Raw genomic sequence first — 3,208 nt, 5'->3', positions numbered from 1 at the left:
GACTCAAGCTGCTCGAGATCGATCCTGCCGACTATCACGGCTGATGGCGAGCCGTGATAGTCGGCCCGCAGAAAGCGAAACGGCCCCGCAGATGCGGGGCCGTTTTTATATGGCAAGTTCAGCGGTGGCGTGGTTACAGCCCCAGCTGGTGGGCGGTGACGATGGCCGCCAGCACATCCTCGGCCGTGACCTTGAACGGCATGTTGTGGATGGTTTCGCCCTCGGCGGTAGAGGCTTTGGCCACCTCCATCAGGCGCGCCATATCCAGCTCCTTGACCCCCATCATATGCAGGTTGGTCGGCAGGCCCACCGAGCGGCAGAAGCCCAGCACGGTTTCGATCTCCGCCATCGGCGCGTTCTCCAGCACCAGCTGCACCAAGGTACCGAACGCCACCTTCTCACCGTGGTAGAGGTGGTGACACTCGGCCAGCTGGGTCAGGCCGTTGTGGATGGCGTGGGCGGCGGCCAGCCCGCTGCTCTCGAAGCCGATACCGCTCAGATAGGTGTTGGCCTCGATGATGTTCTCCACCGCCTTGGTGCAGAGCCCCTGCTCTACCGCCAGCTTGGCCTTGTAGCCATCGGCCAGCAGGGTCTTGTAGCAGAGCTCGGCGATGGCCTGCGCCGCCAGGGTGGAGGCGCCACCGGCCATGGTCTGGCAACCGGAGACCTTGTTGGCGCGCGCCTCGAAGTAGGTGGAGAGCGCATCCCCCATGCCGGAGACCAAGAGCCGCACCGGCGCGCGGGAGACCACACCGGTATCCATGATGACCATGTTGGGGTTGGTCGGGATCATCAGGTATTCGCTGAACTGCCCCTCCGGGGTGTAGATGACCGCCAGCGCGCTGGTGGGGGCATCGGTGGAGGCGATGGTCGGCACTATGACCACCGGCACCTTCTGGTAGAAGGCGACCGACTTGGCGGTATCCAGCGTTTTGCCGCCGCCGATGCCGATGATGACGTCAAACGGGGTCTGCTGGCAGCGGGCTAGCAGGCGGTCGATCTCGGGGCGGGAGCACTCGCCGTTGAAGCAGTCAAACTCCGGCTTGATACCGGCGCCCTGGAAGCTGGTGGCCACGGTATCGCCTACCAGTTTGGTGACGAAGGCGTCGGCCAGAATGAGTGGCTTGCTGCCGAGCGCTTTGACGTAGTTGCCGATATTGGCGAGGGCCCCGTTGCCTTGCACGTATTTGCTGGGGCTGATGATAATGCGGTCCATTTTTTATCCCTCTCTCTTTATGAATTAAGAATCGGGGCGAAGGGGCGGCAGTGCCGGGGACTCCTTCGTCTTGAATGAAGCTGCACAGGCTCTGCGAGCGAGTGCAGCCCCTTGAAACAGTGGCGTCAGTCGCCGAAGCGCTCGTCGGCCAACTGCTGGAAGCAGGTCAGTGCGGCGGTGGCATCCTCGCCGCGCGCCAGCAGGGTGAGCTGGTCGCCCTGACGCACGTTGAGCATGGCGAGCCGGGTCAGGCTGCGGGGATTGGCCTCTTTATCCCCCTTTTGCAGCTTGAGCTCAGCGGCAAAGGGCTTGAGGGCGGCCACTAGCCGGGCGGCGGGGCGCACATGCAGGCCGTGGGGGTTATCCACCACCACTTCGCAGCGCAGCCAGCCGTCGTCGGCAACGGGGGCTGTCTCGGTGGCGGCTTGCGCTGGGCTGGCAGGCAGCATCGCTTGTTTCGGGCCAAGGGCACCGAGCGCCTCGGCGGTTACCTCATCCAGCGTCAGGCCGGAACCGGCCGCCACCACGGCGGCCAGAGTGCCCTCCACCAGCGGGGCGGGGCAGAGCCGCACCCTCGCGCTCAGCTCCGGGGGCAGCAGTTCGAGGGCGGTTTCGGCGCTCAAGAGGGCGCTGCCCAGATCCATCAGCACCAGCACGCCGCTGCCGTCATCCGCCTCTTCAATCGCACTCATCACCGCAATGGCATCGGTACCGATGGGGTGGTCGGGGTCATCGACCCCGGCCGCCAGCAACAGTTTCGCCGGGCTGCCGAGCTGGTCGGCCAGCGCTTTCAAGCCGGCCGCCAGCAGGGCGCTGTGAGAGACAACTACGATTCCGATCATGTCACAACCTCGCTCTGTCACGCAGGGCGGTCAGCAGCAGCAGGGTCGAGGTGGCCCCGGCATCCTGATGGCCGATGCTGCGCTCGCCAAGATAGCTGGCGCGCCCCTTGCGGGCCTGCATCTGGATGGTCGCCTCGGTACCGGCCGCGGCGGCTGCCACCGCCTTGTCCAGCGCTTCGTTGAGGGGCAGATCTTGCTGCTGCGCCTGTTGCAGGGCGGCCAGTGCCGGCCACCAGGCATCGCACATGGTCTTGTCGCCCGGCTCGGCGCGGCCGCGGGAGACGATCCCCTCGACCCCGTCGCTCAGCATCTTGCATAGCTGGCTGAGACTGAGGCTCTGGCAGGCATCGCTGCTGGCCGCAGCCCGGATAAAGAAGGTGCCGTAGAGCGGGCCGCTGGCGCCGCCGACGGAGGAGAGCAATGTCATGCCGGTGGTTTTCAGCACCTGCCCGATATCCTTGTCCGCCACTGCGGGCAGCTTCTCGGCCACCTTGGCGAAGCCGCGCTGCATGTTGAGGCCGTGGTCGCCGTCGCCGATGTCGGTATCCAGCGCGGTGAGGTAGTCACGCTGCTCGGTAAAGATGTGTTCGCAGTCGAGCAGCCAGTTGACGATGTGATGCTTGCTTAACATGGGTTCTCCTTAGCAGCCGCGACGCAGGGCGGGGGTGTGAACGGGGGCATCCCACAGGGTCATCAGCTCATCATCCACCTTGAGCAATGTGATGGAGATGCCGGTCATGTCGAGGGAGGTGCAGTAGGGGCCAATCAGGTTGCGCACCAGATGGATGCCCGCCTCTTCGCACAGGGTGGCGAGGCGACCATAGACGCCATAGAGCTCGGAGATGGGGGTGCCGCCGAGGCTGTTAACCAGCGCGATAACCCGATCGCCCGCATTCAGCGGCTCGATAAAGGTGTGCTCTTCCTGCCAGCTGCCGCTGGTGCGATCCCAGTGGCGCAGGGAGCGGCCATAGGGGGTGTTGTCAGCAAGCTCGCTGAACATGTCGTCCACCAGGGTATTGAGGTCGGTGAAGGGGCGGCGCTCGATGCCCGGCTCGCCGTGGATACCGACGCCGAACTCCATCTCGTTGTCCGCCAGGGTGAAGGAGGGCTTGCCAGCGGCAGGCACGGTGCAGGCATGCATGGCCACGCC

General features: G+C 65.1%; 4 protein-coding genes. All 4 read right to left on the bottom strand.

From position 1 onward, the window contains the following. Positions 1 to 133: 133 nt before the first annotated feature. Complete coding sequence (locus AACS18_RS21855; RefSeq protein WP_108613317.1) at positions 134 to 1,216, bottom strand: glycerol dehydrogenase; 1,083 nt, start codon at positions 1,214 to 1,216, stop codon at positions 134 to 136. A gap of 125 nt (positions 1,217 to 1,341) precedes the next feature. Next, positions 1,342 to 2,058: a dihydroxyacetone kinase phosphoryl donor subunit DhaM gene (gene dhaM, locus AACS18_RS21850; protein WP_108613316.1), complete on the bottom strand. Its 717-nt coding sequence runs from the start codon at positions 2,056 to 2,058 to the stop codon at positions 1,342 to 1,344. A gap of 1 nt (position 2,059) precedes the next feature. Beyond that, positions 2,060 to 2,689, bottom strand: a complete 630-nt coding sequence (gene dhaL / locus AACS18_RS21845) for a dihydroxyacetone kinase subunit DhaL (RefSeq protein WP_047437877.1) — start codon at positions 2,687 to 2,689, stop codon at positions 2,060 to 2,062. A 9-nt stretch (positions 2,690 to 2,698) separates the two neighbouring features. Further along, on the bottom strand, positions 2,699 to 3,208 hold a 510-nt coding region (locus AACS18_RS21840), incomplete at its 5' end, for a dihydroxyacetone kinase subunit DhaK (RefSeq protein WP_258228792.1).

Origin of the sequence: Aeromonas sp. HMWF015, assembly GCF_963878965.1 — a bacterium.
Taxonomy (GTDB): domain Bacteria; phylum Pseudomonadota; class Gammaproteobacteria; order Enterobacterales; family Aeromonadaceae; genus Aeromonas; species Aeromonas veronii.
This window is presented reverse-complemented; position numbering and strand designations above follow the sequence as displayed.